At 65.8% G+C, this 13,926-nt stretch carries 13 protein-coding genes; 7 read left to right on the top strand and 6 right to left on the bottom strand.

The window, feature by feature from the left end; translation table 11 throughout:
* Positions 1–57: 57 nt before the first annotated feature.
* The 4 genes from ORI27_RS03815 to ORI27_RS03800 form a co-directional block, all read right to left on the bottom strand.
* Entirely contained in the window at positions 58–723 is a 666-nt protein-coding gene (locus ORI27_RS03815) for a nitroreductase (protein WP_265995257.1), read from the bottom strand.
* 11 nt (positions 724–734) lie between these two features.
* On the bottom strand, positions 735–1,490 hold the full coding sequence (locus tag ORI27_RS03810; RefSeq protein WP_265995173.1) for an SDR family oxidoreductase: 756 nt from the start codon (positions 1,488–1,490) through the stop codon (positions 735–737).
* A gap of 85 nt (positions 1,491–1,575) precedes the next feature.
* The gene (locus ORI27_RS03805; RefSeq protein WP_265995172.1) at positions 1,576–2,424 is read right to left on the bottom strand and encodes a cutinase family protein; all 849 of its coding nucleotides are present in this window, start codon (positions 2,422–2,424) and stop codon (positions 1,576–1,578) included.
* Positions 2,425–2,451: 27 nt separating this feature from the next.
* Positions 2,452–3,939, bottom strand: a complete 1,488-nt coding sequence (locus tag ORI27_RS03800) for an FAD-dependent monooxygenase (protein WP_265995171.1) — start codon at positions 3,937–3,939, stop codon at positions 2,452–2,454.
* 154 nt (positions 3,940–4,093) lie between these two features.
* Here ORI27_RS03800 and ORI27_RS03795 point away from each other — a divergent pair, with 154 nt between their 5' ends.
* The 4 genes from ORI27_RS03795 to ORI27_RS03780 all read left to right on the top strand — a co-directional run bounded on the left by ORI27_RS03795 (position 4,094) and on the right by ORI27_RS03780 (position 8,158).
* Positions 4,094–5,083, top strand: a complete 990-nt coding sequence (locus ORI27_RS03795) for a LacI family DNA-binding transcriptional regulator (RefSeq protein WP_265995170.1) — start codon at positions 4,094–4,096, stop codon at positions 5,081–5,083.
* A gap of 86 nt (positions 5,084–5,169) precedes the next feature.
* On the top strand, positions 5,170–6,372 hold the full coding sequence (locus ORI27_RS03790; RefSeq protein ID WP_265995169.1) for a cytochrome P450: 1,203 nt from the start codon (positions 5,170–5,172) through the stop codon (positions 6,370–6,372).
* Complete coding sequence (locus ORI27_RS03785; RefSeq protein WP_265995168.1) at positions 6,369–7,223, top strand: SDR family NAD(P)-dependent oxidoreductase; 855 nt, start codon at positions 6,369–6,371, stop codon at positions 7,221–7,223. The genes ORI27_RS03790 and ORI27_RS03785 overlap by 4 nt, the downstream gene beginning before the upstream one ends.
* A complete protein-coding gene (locus ORI27_RS03780) occupies positions 7,220–8,158 on the top strand; it encodes a zinc-binding dehydrogenase (protein WP_265995167.1) in 939 nt (312 codons plus the stop codon). Before ORI27_RS03785 ends, ORI27_RS03780 begins: the two co-directional genes overlap by 4 nt.
* 27 nt (positions 8,159–8,185) lie before the next feature.
* Here ORI27_RS03780 and ORI27_RS03775 read toward each other — a convergent pair whose 3' ends face one another.
* Together ORI27_RS03775 and ORI27_RS03770 are read right to left on the bottom strand one after the other, a co-directional pair.
* Positions 8,186–8,806 (bottom strand): TenA family protein, encoded by a 621-nt coding sequence (locus ORI27_RS03775; protein ID WP_265995166.1) that lies wholly within the window; start codon positions 8,804–8,806, stop codon positions 8,186–8,188.
* Positions 8,803–9,441 (bottom strand): TetR family transcriptional regulator, encoded by a 639-nt coding sequence (locus ORI27_RS03770; RefSeq protein WP_265995165.1) that lies wholly within the window; start codon positions 9,439–9,441, stop codon positions 8,803–8,805. Before ORI27_RS03770 ends, ORI27_RS03775 begins: the two co-directional genes overlap by 4 nt.
* A 162-nt stretch (positions 9,442–9,603) precedes the next feature.
* On the opposite strand from ORI27_RS03770, the gene ORI27_RS03765 reads away from it, so the two are divergent.
* Genes ORI27_RS03765 through ORI27_RS03755 form a run of 3 tightly spaced genes read left to right on the top strand, consistent with a single transcriptional unit; the run spans position 9,604 to position 13,922 of the window.
* The gene (locus ORI27_RS03765; protein WP_265995164.1) at positions 9,604–10,473 is read left to right on the top strand and encodes an amidohydrolase family protein; all 870 of its coding nucleotides are present in this window, start codon (positions 9,604–9,606) and stop codon (positions 10,471–10,473) included.
* 6 nt (positions 10,474–10,479) lie between these two features.
* On the top strand, positions 10,480–12,711 hold the full coding sequence (locus tag ORI27_RS03760; protein WP_265995163.1) for an acyl-CoA dehydrogenase: 2,232 nt from the start codon (positions 10,480–10,482) through the stop codon (positions 12,709–12,711).
* Positions 12,712–12,728: 17 nt separating this feature from the next.
* Complete coding sequence (locus ORI27_RS03755) at positions 12,729–13,922, top strand: amidohydrolase family protein (RefSeq protein WP_265995162.1); 1,194 nt, start codon at positions 12,729–12,731, stop codon at positions 13,920–13,922.
* Positions 13,923–13,926 lie beyond the last annotated feature (4 nt).

Raw genomic sequence — 13,926 nt, 5'->3', positions numbered from 1 at the left:
CGTTTTCGGCTCCGATGGTAATGGGGACCGGTGAAAAATGCGGTCTGCAGGGTGGGACTAGCCGCTGAAGAAGGTGACGGTCTCCTCAAGGGGCGCGCGGCCAGTTCGCTGATAGTCGACGTTGACGTCCTCGTATCCGATCGACATCCCGCAGAACAGGATCAGGTCGTCGGGCGGTGACACGACGTCAGCGACGGTGTGCCGAACCTGCGACCACGCCATCTGCGGGCAGCTGTGCAGACCTTCTGCCCGCAGCGCCAACATGACGGTCTGCAGATACATGCCCAGATCTGCCCACTGCGGCAGGCCAAGGTGACGGTCGATGTAGCAGAACAGCGCTGCGGGCGCGCCGAAACAGTCCCAATTTGCGACGGCCGCCCGTTGCCGCGCCTCCCAATCGTCGCGGTCAATACCGAGTGGCGCGTATCGGTCCCGACCGAACGCCGATCGGCGCTCTCGGTAGGGGGACGCCAGGTCGGCCGGATACATCTCGTACTCCCGCTCGTCCCAGGGATAACCCGCGGTGACGCGTTCGACGGCAACCTTCTTCAATTCGGCCAGTGGCGCTCCGGTCACCACGTAAATCCGCCAAGGCTGGATATTGGATCCCGACGGGGCCCAGGACGCGGCCGCCAGCACCCGGTGCAGAACCTCGGGTGCGACGGGCCGGTCGATAAACCCGCGCACCGCCCGTCTGCTCCGCACGGCTTCGTAGACGTCCACGACCGCCCGGCTCACGGTCGCGCGGCCGATGCCAGAAGCCAATCCGCGAACCGGGTGTCGAAGAGCGTCGCTCCCGCGCCGGGAACCAACGTGCGCTCGCCGATGTCGATCCCCCAATACTGGGCGGTGGGATCGGCGATGACGGTGCGGCTGTCACCGCGGGCGGTCAAAGCGGTCCGGATGAGGTCGGGGAGCAAAACCATGTCGGGGCCCCCGATTTCGGCGACGCCGTTCACCGCCTGGCCGACCGCGGCGATCGCAACCCCTTCGGCGACGTCGGCAGCGGCCATCGGCTGGAAGTACGCCGGCGGGAACACGACGGTATTGCCGACGGTCGCGGAATCGGCCAGGGTATTGACGAACTCGAAGAACTGCGTGGCGTGGACGATCGAGAATGGAAGAGGGCCTTCGCTGATCAGCTTCTCCTGGGCGAGCTTGGCCTGGAAGTAGCCGCTCTGGCGGGCCAGTTCGGCGGTACCCACCACGGACAGGGCGACATGGTGGCCCACGCCGGCGTTCTCCTCGGCGGCGAGGAGATTTGTGGTGGCGGTGTGGAAGAACTCCTTCGCCGAATCGTCCAGCGCCGGGGCGTTGGAGACGTCGACGACGACGTCGGCACCGGCCATCACCTCGGCCAGCCCTTCGCCGGTCAGGGTGTTCACCCCTGTCGAGGGCGCCGCGGCGACGGCGAAATGGCCGCGATCGGACAAGGCCTGCACCAGTTTCGACCCGATCAGACCGGTGCCACCGATGACGACGATTTTCATGATGAACCCTTTCTGGCGTGCGGGGGCTGGACAGCTCCCTGATGGCCAGAACGGATGGGTGCCGAGAAACTCATCCCGACACGGCTCACGCGGTGTGTGCGGTCAACTCCACCGGCGGCGCCGTCTTGGTGGCTGTCACCAGGCTGTAGAGCGGTGCGCCCCAAGCGTGCGGACCGCCCGGTGCGGGTGCATAGGACGTGTGGATGGCGATGGCCGCATCCGAGACCTTGGCGTCCGGGTCGTAGTCGCACACCGGGTCGCCGACATCGCAGACGCTGATGGTGCGCACCCCGATCGACGGTGGCAGCGTCGCGGTGTTGGTCGACGCCAGGAAGGAATGCTCCTGGGCGACACCCTCCCCGCGGCCCGCCGTGACGGCCGTCGACCCCAGCTTGATCGTCGTGTCGACGGGCAGCCGGTCACCGTCGGCGATCAGCAGCGCCGCCGCCAGCTGCGGGTCGTCGGCGAGGTCGTACAGGTTGCGATGGACGATCATGGCGCCCTGCGAATAGCCGGCCAGGATCACCTTGCTGGCGGGGCAGCGCTGGGTGAACGCTTCGTACTGGTCGGCGGTCGCCTCGGTGCCGTCGCCGACGCTGCCGAGAAACCCGAGCCAGCCGCCCAGGCTGCCCTCCAGCGGGACAGCCGTCGCGGGGTATTGCACGGCCTCGGCGTCGATGGTCCGGCCTTCGGCGGCCAGTTGTGCCTTCAGCTGCTGGTAGGACTGGTAGACCACCGAGCCCATGCCGCCGTTGGCGGTCAGGCCCGCGCCGTCACGCTGGCCGGATCCCGCTGCGCCGATCCAGTGAAAATCGGCGCATTCGGGGGCCGCCGACGCGGTACCGGTGGCCAGCCCGGCCAGCCCGATTCCTGCCGCCAGCACGACCGATCCAACCCGCCCAATCACCATGACTTCCTCCACGCTTGTCGCCATGTTGATCGCCGGCGGCGCCCCGTCGCGTTACGCCGCCACCACAGGTGGGCCGAACCACCTGGTGAGCGCGTCGATGAGCCCGGCTGGGGAGCGCTGGCCCACCCACGCCACATGTCCGTCGGGACGGATCAACACCGCGCCGGGCGCGCTGACCGTACCGAGCACCGGAAGCTCCCACCTTCCGCCGTAGCGGCCCGATACCAATTTGATTCGATCGGCCCAGCCGTGGATGTCGATCTCGGATGGTGCGGTGAGATCGAGCAGCACCGGGCGGGCGTCGTGGAGGAGCTCGAAGATACGCACCGAGCCGGTGGCGGTGCGCAGTTCGAGATCGGGCATGCGCCTGCCGAGCAGCGGGTGCCCGTCGCCAAGCTCGTACCGGATGTCGAGCCCGGACATGCGGGCCGCGTACCGCTTGCGGGGTTCGGCCATGCTCAGCAGTTCGGAGACGTTGTCGTGCAACGCCTTTGTGCGTTCGTCGGTGCGTAGCAGCGCGATCTGCGCCATCGTGGTGCGCAGCACCCGCGCGGCCACCGGGTGTCGTTCGGCGTGGTAGGTGTCCAGCACGGTGTCGGGTGCCCACCCGTTGATCACCTGCGCCAGCTTCCAGCCCAGATTGACCGCGTCCTGCACCCCGGTGTTGAGGCCCTGCCCACCCACCGGGTGGTGGATATGGGCGGCGTCGCCGGCCAGGAGAACCCGCCGGTCCCGATACGCCGCCGCCTGCCGCGTCGCATCGGTGAACCTGGCAATCGATGTGGGACTGTGGATTCCGAAGTCCGTACCGTACACGGCGGTGAGCGCGGCACTCAGATCTTCCAATGTGGGTTGGGTGGAAGGCCCGAGTTGCCGTTCGGTGACCATGACCCGGACCGGTTCGCCGTCCTTCTGCCGGTCCAGGCCGTGGATGCCGATGGCGTCGCGGTGGATTCCCCACTTCGGCTCATCACGCACCTCCACCGCAGCGATCAGGTAGCTCGTCGTCGGGTCCCAGCCCGTGAAGTCGATGCCGGCCGCCTTGCGGACCCTGCTGCGGCCGCCGTCGCAGCCGACCAGATATCGGGCGCGCAGCATTCGGCCGTCGGAGACCTCGACGACCACGCCGCGCTCGTCCTGGGTGAAACGCGTCACCTCCGATCCGCGCCGGATCGGTACTCCGAGTTCGCCGACCCACTCGGCGAGGAGACGTTCGATATCGCTCTGCCACAACGCAAGTCCGTAGGGGTGCGGTGTGGGAAAGTCGCTGATGTCCAGCCGGATCTGGGCGAACCCGGCAACCTGCACGGCCTGCCCGGCCGCGAGGAACCGCTCGGCGATCCCCCGCTGATCGAGTACCTCGAGCGTGCGGCAATGCAGCCCGCCGGCCCGCTGGCCGATCACCTGCTGACTGGTGCGGCGTTCGACGATCGCGACGTCCACCCCGGCCAGCGCCAGCTCGCCGGCCAGCATCAGCCCGCTGGGTCCACCCCCGGCGATCACCACGGCGTGATCGTGTCCACATTGGCGCACTCGCATACCCCCTGTGCAGTGAGTTTTCTTTCAGGGCAGCGATTCTGCAACGCACCGGGGGCCTTGCCGCAAGCCCCCCGGTGCGCTATATGTTGAAAGTGGCAGGGAGTCGTTCTCCCTGCCGGCCGCCTTTCCCGGTCACAACTGATTCGGAGGGCGATTGAACAACCCGCGCGAGGCAAAGCCGGCCACGGCCGCCGACGTTGCACGCGCGGCTGGGGTTTCACAGGCGACCGTCAGCTACGTGCTGAACAACGTCAGCGGGCAGTCGATCTCGCCGCAGACCACGGCGGCAGTCCTGCAAGCGGTAAAGCGCCTGGGATACCGCCCCAATCTCGTGGCACGCAACCTCCGCGTCGGTGGCAGCGGCCTTGTGCTCTACGTAGTTCCGCGGATGGCGCTCGGCGAGGTTCTGATGGAAGTCGGTAGCCGCCTGACGGCCGCCCTGGCGCAACGCGGGATCGTGCTCTCGCTGCAAATCGAGACCAACGATCCGCACGACGTGATCGCCGCCATTCATAACCTTCGCCCCGTTGCGGTAGCCAGTGTGTTTCCCCTGAGTGGCACTGTGCTCGACGCGGTGGCCGCCGCGGGCCTCCCACAGATCTACTTGGGCAGCGGCACCCTGCAGGCGCTCGGCGAGCTCAACGATGTCGTCGGCGAGCTGTGGGTGCAGCACCTCACGGCGCGAGGTCACCGTCAGTTGGCATTTGCGTATTCCGACGACGAGACAATGCGTCCACAAGGTGATTACTGGCTCGCCGGGCTACGCCGCACGGCAGCTGAACACGCCCTCCCGGAAGTGCTGTCGGCCACCGCGGCGAGAGTGGACGAAGACTCTGCCGCCGTCGCTCGATGGCACACCGCAGGGGTGACGGCGGTCTGCGCCCAGACCGAGCCGACCGCAATCGTCGTGATGCGGGCCTTGCGCCGGCTCGGTCTTCGATGCCCCGACGACGTCGCCGTGACCGCGGCAGACGCCGGGGCCTTCGGAGAACTGAGCGATCCGCCGCTGACGTCGGTGGCCTTCGATGCCGACGCGATCGCCAGCGCTTCAGTGACAGCCTTTCTGACCGAGCTCGGCTTTCCTCCGGACGAGGCGGCACCCACTCGGGCGTTTGCTTCCCTCGTGGTCCGCCGGTCGACGTAGGCAGCCGCGGTTCTTCCCTTCCAGACTCGCGGGTGTTAGATTGCCTACTTAATCGTATAAGTTTGTGCTGGAGAAATGGGCGATCCATGACGGTTACCGGCGCCGAGCGGGTCTATTACGACCCGTACGACTTTGCACTCAACGCCGATCCATATGCGGTTTTTCGCCGGCTGCGCGATGAAGCACCGCTCTACTACAACGACCGCCACGACTTCTTCGCACTCAGTCGTCATGACGACGTGTCGGCCGCGCTCGTCGACCACCGCACGTTCAGCTCGGCCCGCACCGCGATTGCAGAACTCATCAAGGCGAATATCGAGGTTCCGCCCGGGGTGTTGATCTTCGAGGATCCCCCACTACACGACGTCCACCGCAAGTTGCTGTCGCGGATGTTCACGCCGCGCAAGGTGCAGGCGCTAGAACCCCGCATCCGCGAGTTCTGCGCTGAAAGCCTCGATCCATTGGTGGGCACCGGCCGCTTCGATTTCGTCAAGGACCTCGGAGCACAGATGCCGATGAAGACCATCAGCATGTTGCTCGGTATTCCCGAGGCTGACCGCGAGGCGGTCCGTGATCACTCCAACGCCCAAATGCGAACACGCGACGGACGACCTCTCGACGCCTCTTTCGACGGCCTGTCCCAGGGTGCCGACATGTTCAGCGAGTACATCGAGTGGCGGGCGAAGAACCCGTCCGACGACATCATGACCGACCTGCTCAATGCCGAGTTCGAGGACGAGACGGGGACGGTGCGTCGGCTTACCCGGGCCGAATTGCTGAATTACGTCAACGTGGTGGCGGGTGCGGGAAACGAGACAACTGTCAGATTGATCGGCTGGGCAGGAAAAATACTTGCCGACCACCCTGGGCAGCGACGCGAGCTCGCGGAGAACCCGGAGCTCATTCCGCAGGCGATCGAGGAACTGCTTCGCTTCGAGACACCGGCACCCAACGTCGCGCGTTACGTGACGAGAGACGTTGAAATACATGGGCACACCGTCCCGGAAGGCAGCGTCATGTTGCTTCTCCTCGCCTCGGCAACCCGCGACAGTCGTCAGCATCCACCCGATGGCGATGTGTTCGACATCCACCGCGAGCAACACCCACACATAGTCTTCGGAGGTGGGGCCCACTACTGCCTCGGGTCGGCTCTGGCTCGGTTGGAGGGGCGGATCGCATTGCAGGAGATCCTCAACCGATTCCCGGAGTGGCAAGTAGATACCGGCAATTCACGGTTTTCGTCGACGTCTACCGGCCGCGGCTGGGACAGCCTGCCCACGATCACGTGAAAACCGTTCTGATCACCGGAGCGACGGCCGGCATCGGCTTGCACTGTGCCGAGCAGATCGCCGCTCGAGGACATCACATGGTCCTGGTCGGGCGCAGTGAGGACAAACTCGCCGCGGCCAGCACCCGCGTTCGCGCCGCCGGGGCACCGCGTGTCGACGCGCTGCTGGCAGACTTCGCGTCTCTGACTGCCGTGGACGCGCTGGCCGATCAGGTGCTGGCAACCTACGGGCATCTCGACGTTCTGATCAACAACGCCGGCGGAATGTTCCTGCACCACAGTCAGACTCAGGATGGCATCGAGGCCACCTTTGGGGTGAACCACCTTGCCGGCTACCTGCTGACCGAACGACTCAGACCGCTCATCGTCGCCAGCGCACCGGCGCGCATCGTCATCACCGCGTCGTCCGGGCACTACCGAGCAGCACCACCCCGTTTCGACGACTCCGACTTTCCGAAGGGGTACAACGGCTTTGCCGCGTACTACCGGTCAAAACTGGCAAACGTCCTCTACACCAGGGCATTGGCCAGCCAACTCGAGGGGACGGGCGTCACCGTCAACGCTCTGCACCCCGGAGCTGTCGCCACCGACATCTGGAACAGCACCCCCGGCTTCGCGCGCCCGCTCGTGGCGCTCACGAAACGACTGGTGATGATCTCACCGGCCGAGGGCGGCTCTCGGGTCACCCATCTGGCGCTTGATCCCGCGGTCGCGGAGCGGACCGGCAGTTACTTCGACCGCAACCGTGTGAAGCAGCCCTCCGGACTCGCGCGGGACGGCGCGCTGGCGGAACGGCTTTGCGAGGTAAGCGCCAGGCTTACCGGAATCGACGGAGATCGGAGCACGCAGTGAAGGCATGGCAGCTGACCGGTGCGAACCAACCTCTGCAACGTGTCGAGTGCCCCGACCCCTCACCTGGGCCGGGCGAGGTGGTCGTCGACGTCCGTGCCGCCGGCCTCTGTCACAGCGATCTCGGCTTCCTCGACGGCACCCTCACAGCGCTGCTTCCGAAGCTGCCCATCATCCCCGGTCATGAAGTGGCCGGCATCATCTCGGCGGTCGGCGCCAACGTATCCGGCCTCGACATCGGCGACCGTGTCGTCATCGCGCTCACGGAATCCGGCGCACCCGGCTGGTCGTGCGACGGAGGTTTCGCCGACAAGTGTCTGGCCTCGGCAAGCGGAGTCATCAAGCTCCCCGACCACCTGGACTTCAGCCAGGCCGCGACGGCCACCGACGCGGGCCAGACCGCCTACGCCGCGGTGGTGGAGATCGGTCGGCTGAGGCCGGGTGAGCGTGTCGGCATCGTCGGACTCGGCGGCCTGGGCCTGACCGGCGCCCGAATCGCCGTGCTGTGCGGCGCCGAGGTCGTGGCAGCCGAACCGAGATCCGAGGTGTGGGACCTCGCCAAGGAACGCGGCGTCGTCGAGGTGGTCAGTGATGTGCACGCCTTGGCGCCACATCAACTCGACATGATCATCGACTTCGCGGGCGTCGGCAGCACCACCGCGGGTGCGATCAGCGCCGTGCGGATGGGGGGACGCGTCATCCAGGTCGGCCTGGGTCGAAACGAAGCCACAATCCCCACCGCTGAACTCGTCTTCAAGGAGGTCGCGCTACTCGGTGCGCGGGGTGGCCACCCTGGAAACCTGGAAGCGGTCCTGGATTTCATGGCTGCAGGTGATCTCACCATCCCCACCGAGGCAATCGCCTTCGACGACATACCGAATGCCATCGAACGACTCAAAGCCGGAGCCGTCACCGGCCGACTGGTCGCCGAATCCTGATGCCAGGCCGGCCGTGACTGTGAACCGTCAGCTGCCGGAGTTGTGGGCGGCTTCGAAGAATTCGAGTTCCAGGCCCATAGCCCGCCGGTAGGCACGGCGCACCGGCGGGGTGTCCTCGGCCTCATCGTCGAGCAGCCGTTCCAGCAGATGAGCGATCTTCTCGAATTCCGGATCTGCGTAGGTCTGCACCCAGTGCCCATAGGGCCCGGCACAATCGGGGTCGAGGGACTGACCAAGCCACGCGTAGAGGCGCATACACGGCGTCATCGCCGCGTAGATGACACCGGTCTGCTGCGTCCCCGCGGTCGCGAGAAGGAATTCGGTGTAGGCCGACGTTGCCGCGAGCGGCTGCTCGCCGGCCATGTCGATCCCCCACGACTCGGCGTAGGACGCGTGCAGGTTCAGCTCGTCCCGGACGCCGGCGATCAGATCGGCCAACGCGAGCAGCGTCGAGGTGTCCGGACTGCGCGCTAGGGCCAACGCATATGCGCGGGCGAAGGATTCCAAGAAGTAGGCGTCTTGGGCCACGTACGTCGCGAACCGCTCACGCGGCAGCGACCCATCGGCGATCCCGCGCACGAATGGATGTGCCAGCACCTCGGCGGCCAGGTCGGCGTTGTCGGCCCACAACTGTGCGGACAGTGTCACCGCTGCGCCTCGGCGAGCAGGACACGCGCCACCCACTCGACATGGTTCAGCGACTCGTCCAACGTCAGCCGTCCGACTCGCAAGCCGGCGAGCGCGGCACTGAGTGCGGCGTTGAGGCCGAAGGTCACTTGCGGAATGACTTCGGGCGCAACGCCGGCCAGCAGGCGGTTGAACAGCTCGACGTTGGTGCGCTCCATCTGATCCAGAGCCGAGCGCACCTCGGGATCCGTCGACGTCATCATCTGCAGCATCAACGCGGTCATCTCGGGGTTGCGATTGAACGCCCGCTGGGCACGCCGCAGATAGTCCAACACCCCGGGTACCGGATCACTGTCCGAGGGACCTCCGCCGGCCAGGATTCGTCGGGTCAACCGCTTCTGCCAATCCGCCAGTGCGGCGGCCAGCAGGTTTTCCTTCGAGCTGAAGTACCGGTACAGGGTGGCCAGGGCGACTTCCGACCGCTGAGCGACATCGCGCATCTGAACGGCGTCGGCACCGACCTCGGCGATCAGACCGATCACCACTTCGATGATCTTCGCGCGACGCGCGAGTTGGCCGCTGGTCATCTCCGAGAGCGGGACGACACGTCCGGCCGGCGACACCAGATCGGGGACTGGCGTGTTGACTGTAGTCACCTCCCGTTCGAGAACACTCTTCTACGATGCTACGACATCTTGGCGCATAGAAGGGGCGTTATACCAGCTAAAACGGCATCCTATTCTTGACATGAGGTAGAACGGTGTTTCACTATGGTCTGCGCGACGGTATCCGCCGCGGTCTTGCGATGGGAGGACAGGATGTCCGGACCGGTTGGCCTGCCGGTGATCGACACGATGATCGGATTTCCCCACGAGGGAACCGCTCAATACGATTTCATCCGCAAGCAGACCAAGGACCGCCAGTCCAAAGAGGACTTCGACTTTCCGGTCGAGTACATGTTCAAGGACGTACCCAAGGGCCTTCCCACCGACGACCCGGTGTCGCTGCTGCTGCAGCAGATGGACCGGTTCGGCATCGAGAAGTCGATGATCGGGGTGAGCGAGGGCTCGGCGGCGGAGCTGGCGCTCAAGATGTTCCCCGACCGCTTCATCCCCTCGGGCGCCATCTCGGACCCCAATGACGTGATGGGTTCGGTGGCAGCGATCCGCCGCGAGTACGAGACCTACGGCATCCGCGCGACATCCGTTTTCCCGTCGGGCACCTTCCCGCAGGTGCCCATCGACGATCCGAAGATGTACCCGATCTACGCCACCTGCGTAGAGCTCGGGATCCCGATCTTCGTCTGCGCAGGCGTCCCAGGTCCGCGAATCCCCATGGCACCGCAAGAGGTTTCGCGGATCGACGTGGTGATGTTCGACTTCCCAGATCTGGTGTTCGTCACCCGCCACGGATGCGAGCCGTGGCAGGACCTTGCGGTGAAGCTGATGCTCAAGTGGCCGAACCTCTACTACTCGACATCGGCATTCGCACCCAAGTACTACCCCAAGGCCATCATCGACTACGCGAACACCCGCGGTGCGGACAAGGTGATCTACGCCGGCTACTTCCCGATGGGGCTGTCACTGGAACGCATCTTCAGTGATCTGCCCAAGGTTCCGTTCAAAGACGAGGTATGGCCGAAGTTCTTGTACGGCAACGCGGCCCGAATTCTAGGACTGGAGAGTTAAGGTTCCATGACTCTGCCAACCAGCGTGGCGATCACTATCGAGCAGGAGCAACTGGCCGAGGCAGTGGCCCAGTTCGCGGCACGGCATGCCCCGATCGACAAGACCCGAGCCGCCCTTGACTCGATTGCCGCCGGCGAATTGCCCACCTGGTGGGAGGAATTCACCGCTCACGGCTTCCACGCGGTACACCTTCCCGAGGATGCCGGCGGCCAGGGCGGCACTCTCGGCGACATGGCCTGCGTCATCGAAGCCGCCGCGGCCGCCCTGCTGCCCGGTCCGCTTCTGAGCACGGCGGTCGCCAGTGCGGTCGCCTGCCTGGCCGACGACTCGGCAGCGCAACTCATCTCCGACCTGGCCGCCGGCGCGACCGCGGCCGTCGTGCTGCCGGAGGACTCCGCGGTGCGGGCAGTGCGCGATGGCGCGGGCTGGCGCCTGTCCGGTTCGACCGGCAGCACACTGGGCGTCTGTGTGGCACAACATGTCTTGCTACCGGCACGCACCGACGACGGCGCCGATCTGTGGTTCGCCCTGGACCTGCGATCCGCAGACGAGAGCCTGCAGCTCGAGCAACAGCGCGGAACCGACCTCAGCACCGACGTCGGCGTGCTCATCCTGGCCGACTGTCCGGCCGACGATGCGGTGTCCGGGATAGACACCGAGCGGGCGCGCTGCGTGGTGGCCGCGCTGACGGCATGTGCGTCGGCGGGCACGGTCCGCAGAGGCGTCGAGACCGCCGTGGACTACATCCGCACCCGCGAACAGTTCGGCAAACCCGTCGGCTCGTTCCAGGCCCTGCAACACAAGGCCGCGGTCCTGCTGGTCAATGCCGAGCTGGCATCCGCGACGGCTTGGGATGCGGTGCGGGCGAGCGATGAAAGCATCGAGCAGCACCGACTGGCCGCCGCGTCGGCCGCCTTGATGGCCGTGTGTGCGGGACCCGACCTGATGCTGGACGCACTGCTGATGTTCGGCGCCGTCGGATACACCTGGGAGCACGACACCCACCTGTACTGGCGGCGGGCCACCAGCCTGGCCGCATCGCTGGGAACCAGTACGCGCTGGGGCCGCGAAGCCGGCGAGCTGGCCCGAACGCTGAAGCGTTCCACCGCAGTCAATCTCGGCGACGTCGAATCGGAGTTCCGCGCCGCTATCGCGAAGACACTCGATGAGGCCTCGGCACTGCGGAACGAGACGCCGACCGACGACACGCGAGCACCGGGCCTTGCCTACGGGTCGCAGCGGGACCTGCTGGCCAAGGCCGGCCTGGTCGCTCCGCACCTGCCCGCTCCGTGGGGTGTGGGGGCATCCCCCGTGCAGCAGGTGATCATCACCGAGGAGTTCGACAAGCGACCCGGATTGGTCCGTCCCTCGCTCGGCATCGCCGAGTGGATCCTTCCCACGATTCTCGCCAGCGGAACCGACGCACAACGTGAACGATTCGCGGAGCCGATTCTGCGCGGCACCCAACGGTGGTGCCAGCTGTTCAGCGAGCCGGGCGCCGGTTCTGACCTCGCGTCGCTGGGCACCCGCGCTGCGAAGGTCGACGGTGGCTGGCTGGTCAACGGCCACAAGATCTGGACCTCGTCGGCGCACGTCGCCCAGTTCGGCGCCATGTTGGCGCGGACCGACCCCGAGGCGCCCAAGCATCGCGGTATCAGCTACTTCCTGGTCGACATGGCCTCGCCCGGCGTCGAGATCAGCCCGATCAAGCAGGCCAGCGGCCACTTCGATTTCAACGAGGTCTTCCTGACCGACGTCTTCGTCCCCGACGAGATGCTGGTCGGCCAGCCCGGCCACGGCTGGGACCTCGCCGTGGCAACCATGGCCGTCGAACGCACCGCAATCGGCAACTACGTCAACATCGACCGCTCCGCGGCGTTGCGCCGGATGGCCGACGACGACGGTCCCGATCACGATGCGACTCTGCAGGCGCTCGGCGGCATCGAGGCCCACACCACCGCGATCAAAGCGATGGTCCTGCGTGAGACCTTGCGCCTGGTGCAGGGGCAGGGTCCCGGACCGACGTCGAGCATTGCCAAGTACGCGATGGTGTTGCTGCTGCGGCGCGCCTCCACCGCGACCCTCGGTCTCACCGGGCGCCTTGCCATGCTGGAGGATTCGGATCCCGCGGTGATCGCGCCCTACTTCGACATGCCGTCCGAGCTCATCGGCGGCGGCACCCCAGAGATCCAGCTGACCGTCATCGCTTCGATGATTCTGGGCCTGCCGCGGAAATAGCAGAAAGGACAGCCGCGATGACCACTGCACTTCCCTTCCAGTTCTTCGACTGTGACAACCACTATTACGAGGCCGAGGACGCCTTCACCCGCTATATCGAGCCGGCGTTCAAGAAACGCGGCATCCAGTGGGCGCAGCTCGACGGCCGGCAACGACTGATGGCCGGCGGCAGGGTCAACAGGTTCATCCCGAACCCGACATTCGACCCGGTGGGGAAACCCGGCGCCCTCGACGAGTACTTCCGCGGCCGCAACCCCAAGGGCGCGGACTTGAATTCTCTGTTCGGTGAGCTGGAACCGATCCGGGCCGAGTACCGCGACCGCGATGCGCGGATCGCCGCCATGGATGCCCAAGGCATGCAGGGCTGCATCATGCTGCCGACCCTCGGGGTCGGGATGGAACAGGCACTGCTGCCCGACCTGGACGCGACGGTGGCGACGTTCAAGGCATTCAACCGGTGGCTGGAGGACGACTGGGGCTTTGCCTATCAGGAACGGATCTTCGCCGCCCCTTACATCACGATGTGCCGCCCCGAAAACGCCGTACGCGAACTCGAGTGGGCCCTGGAACGCGATGCCCGATTCATCGTCATGATTCCCGGGCCGATCACCACCGAGATCGGCATGCGCCCACCGGGTGATCCGATGTTCAACGAATTCTGGCAGCTCGCCAACGATTCCGGGATCACCGTGTGCTACCACTCGGGTGAGACGTACTACGAGAAATTCATGCCGGCGTGGGGTGAGTCGGACTACATGATGTCGTTCCAGACGCTGCTCGGATTCCGAAGTCTGTTCAGCGGTGACGCGATCCAGGACACCTTCGCCAACCATCTGCACAACGGCCTGTTCCTGCGTTTCCCGAACCTACGGATGGCGTGTATCGAGAGTGGTTCGACCTGGGTGTTCCATCTGTTCGAGAAATTGACCAAGTCCTACGGCCAGATTCCGTTCATCTACAAGGAAGATCCTCGCGAGACGTTCAAGCGCCACGTCTGGGTCTCGCCGTTCTACGAGGACGAACTGGCCAGCCTGCAACGGCTTCTCGGTGTCGAACGGCTCATCATGGGCTCGGACTATCCCCACGTCGAGGGCCTGGCCGACCCGGCCTCCTACATCAAGGATTTGGAGAACTTCGACTACACGCCGGAGCAGTGTCGAAGCGTCATGCGGGACAACGGGATCGAGTTGTCGATTCGACGGCCGGCGTAGCACT

This window comes from Mycobacterium pinniadriaticum (assembly GCF_026242045.1).
Taxonomy (GTDB): Bacteria; Actinomycetota; Actinomycetes; order Mycobacteriales; family Mycobacteriaceae; genus Mycobacterium; species Mycobacterium pinniadriaticum.
The sequence above is the reverse complement of the archived record's forward strand: the minus strand, read 5'-3'. Positions and strand labels throughout refer to the sequence as shown.

Bases quoted from the DNA above. Each gene is read 5' to 3' on its own strand.
- ORI27_RS03810 (WP_265995173.1), bottom strand. From the start codon at position 1,490: ATGAAAATCGTCGTCATCGGTGGCACCGGTCTGATCGGGTCGAAACTG.
- ORI27_RS03805 (WP_265995172.1), bottom strand. From the start codon at position 2,424: ATGGCGACAAGCGTGGAGGAAGTCATGGTGATTGGGCGGGTTGGATCG.
- ORI27_RS03800 (WP_265995171.1), bottom strand. From the start codon at position 3,939: ATGCGAGTGCGCCAATGTGGACACGATCACGCCGTGGTGATCGCCGGG.
- ORI27_RS03790 (WP_265995169.1), top strand. From the start codon at position 5,170: ATGACGGTTACCGGCGCCGAGCGGGTCTATTACGACCCGTACGACTTT.
- ORI27_RS03765 (WP_265995164.1), top strand. From the start codon at position 9,604: ATGTCCGGACCGGTTGGCCTGCCGGTGATCGACACGATGATCGGATTT.
- ORI27_RS03760 (WP_265995163.1), top strand. From the start codon at position 10,480: ATGACTCTGCCAACCAGCGTGGCGATCACTATCGAGCAGGAGCAACTG.
- ORI27_RS03755 (WP_265995162.1), top strand. From the start codon at position 12,729: ATGACCACTGCACTTCCCTTCCAGTTCTTCGACTGTGACAACCACTAT.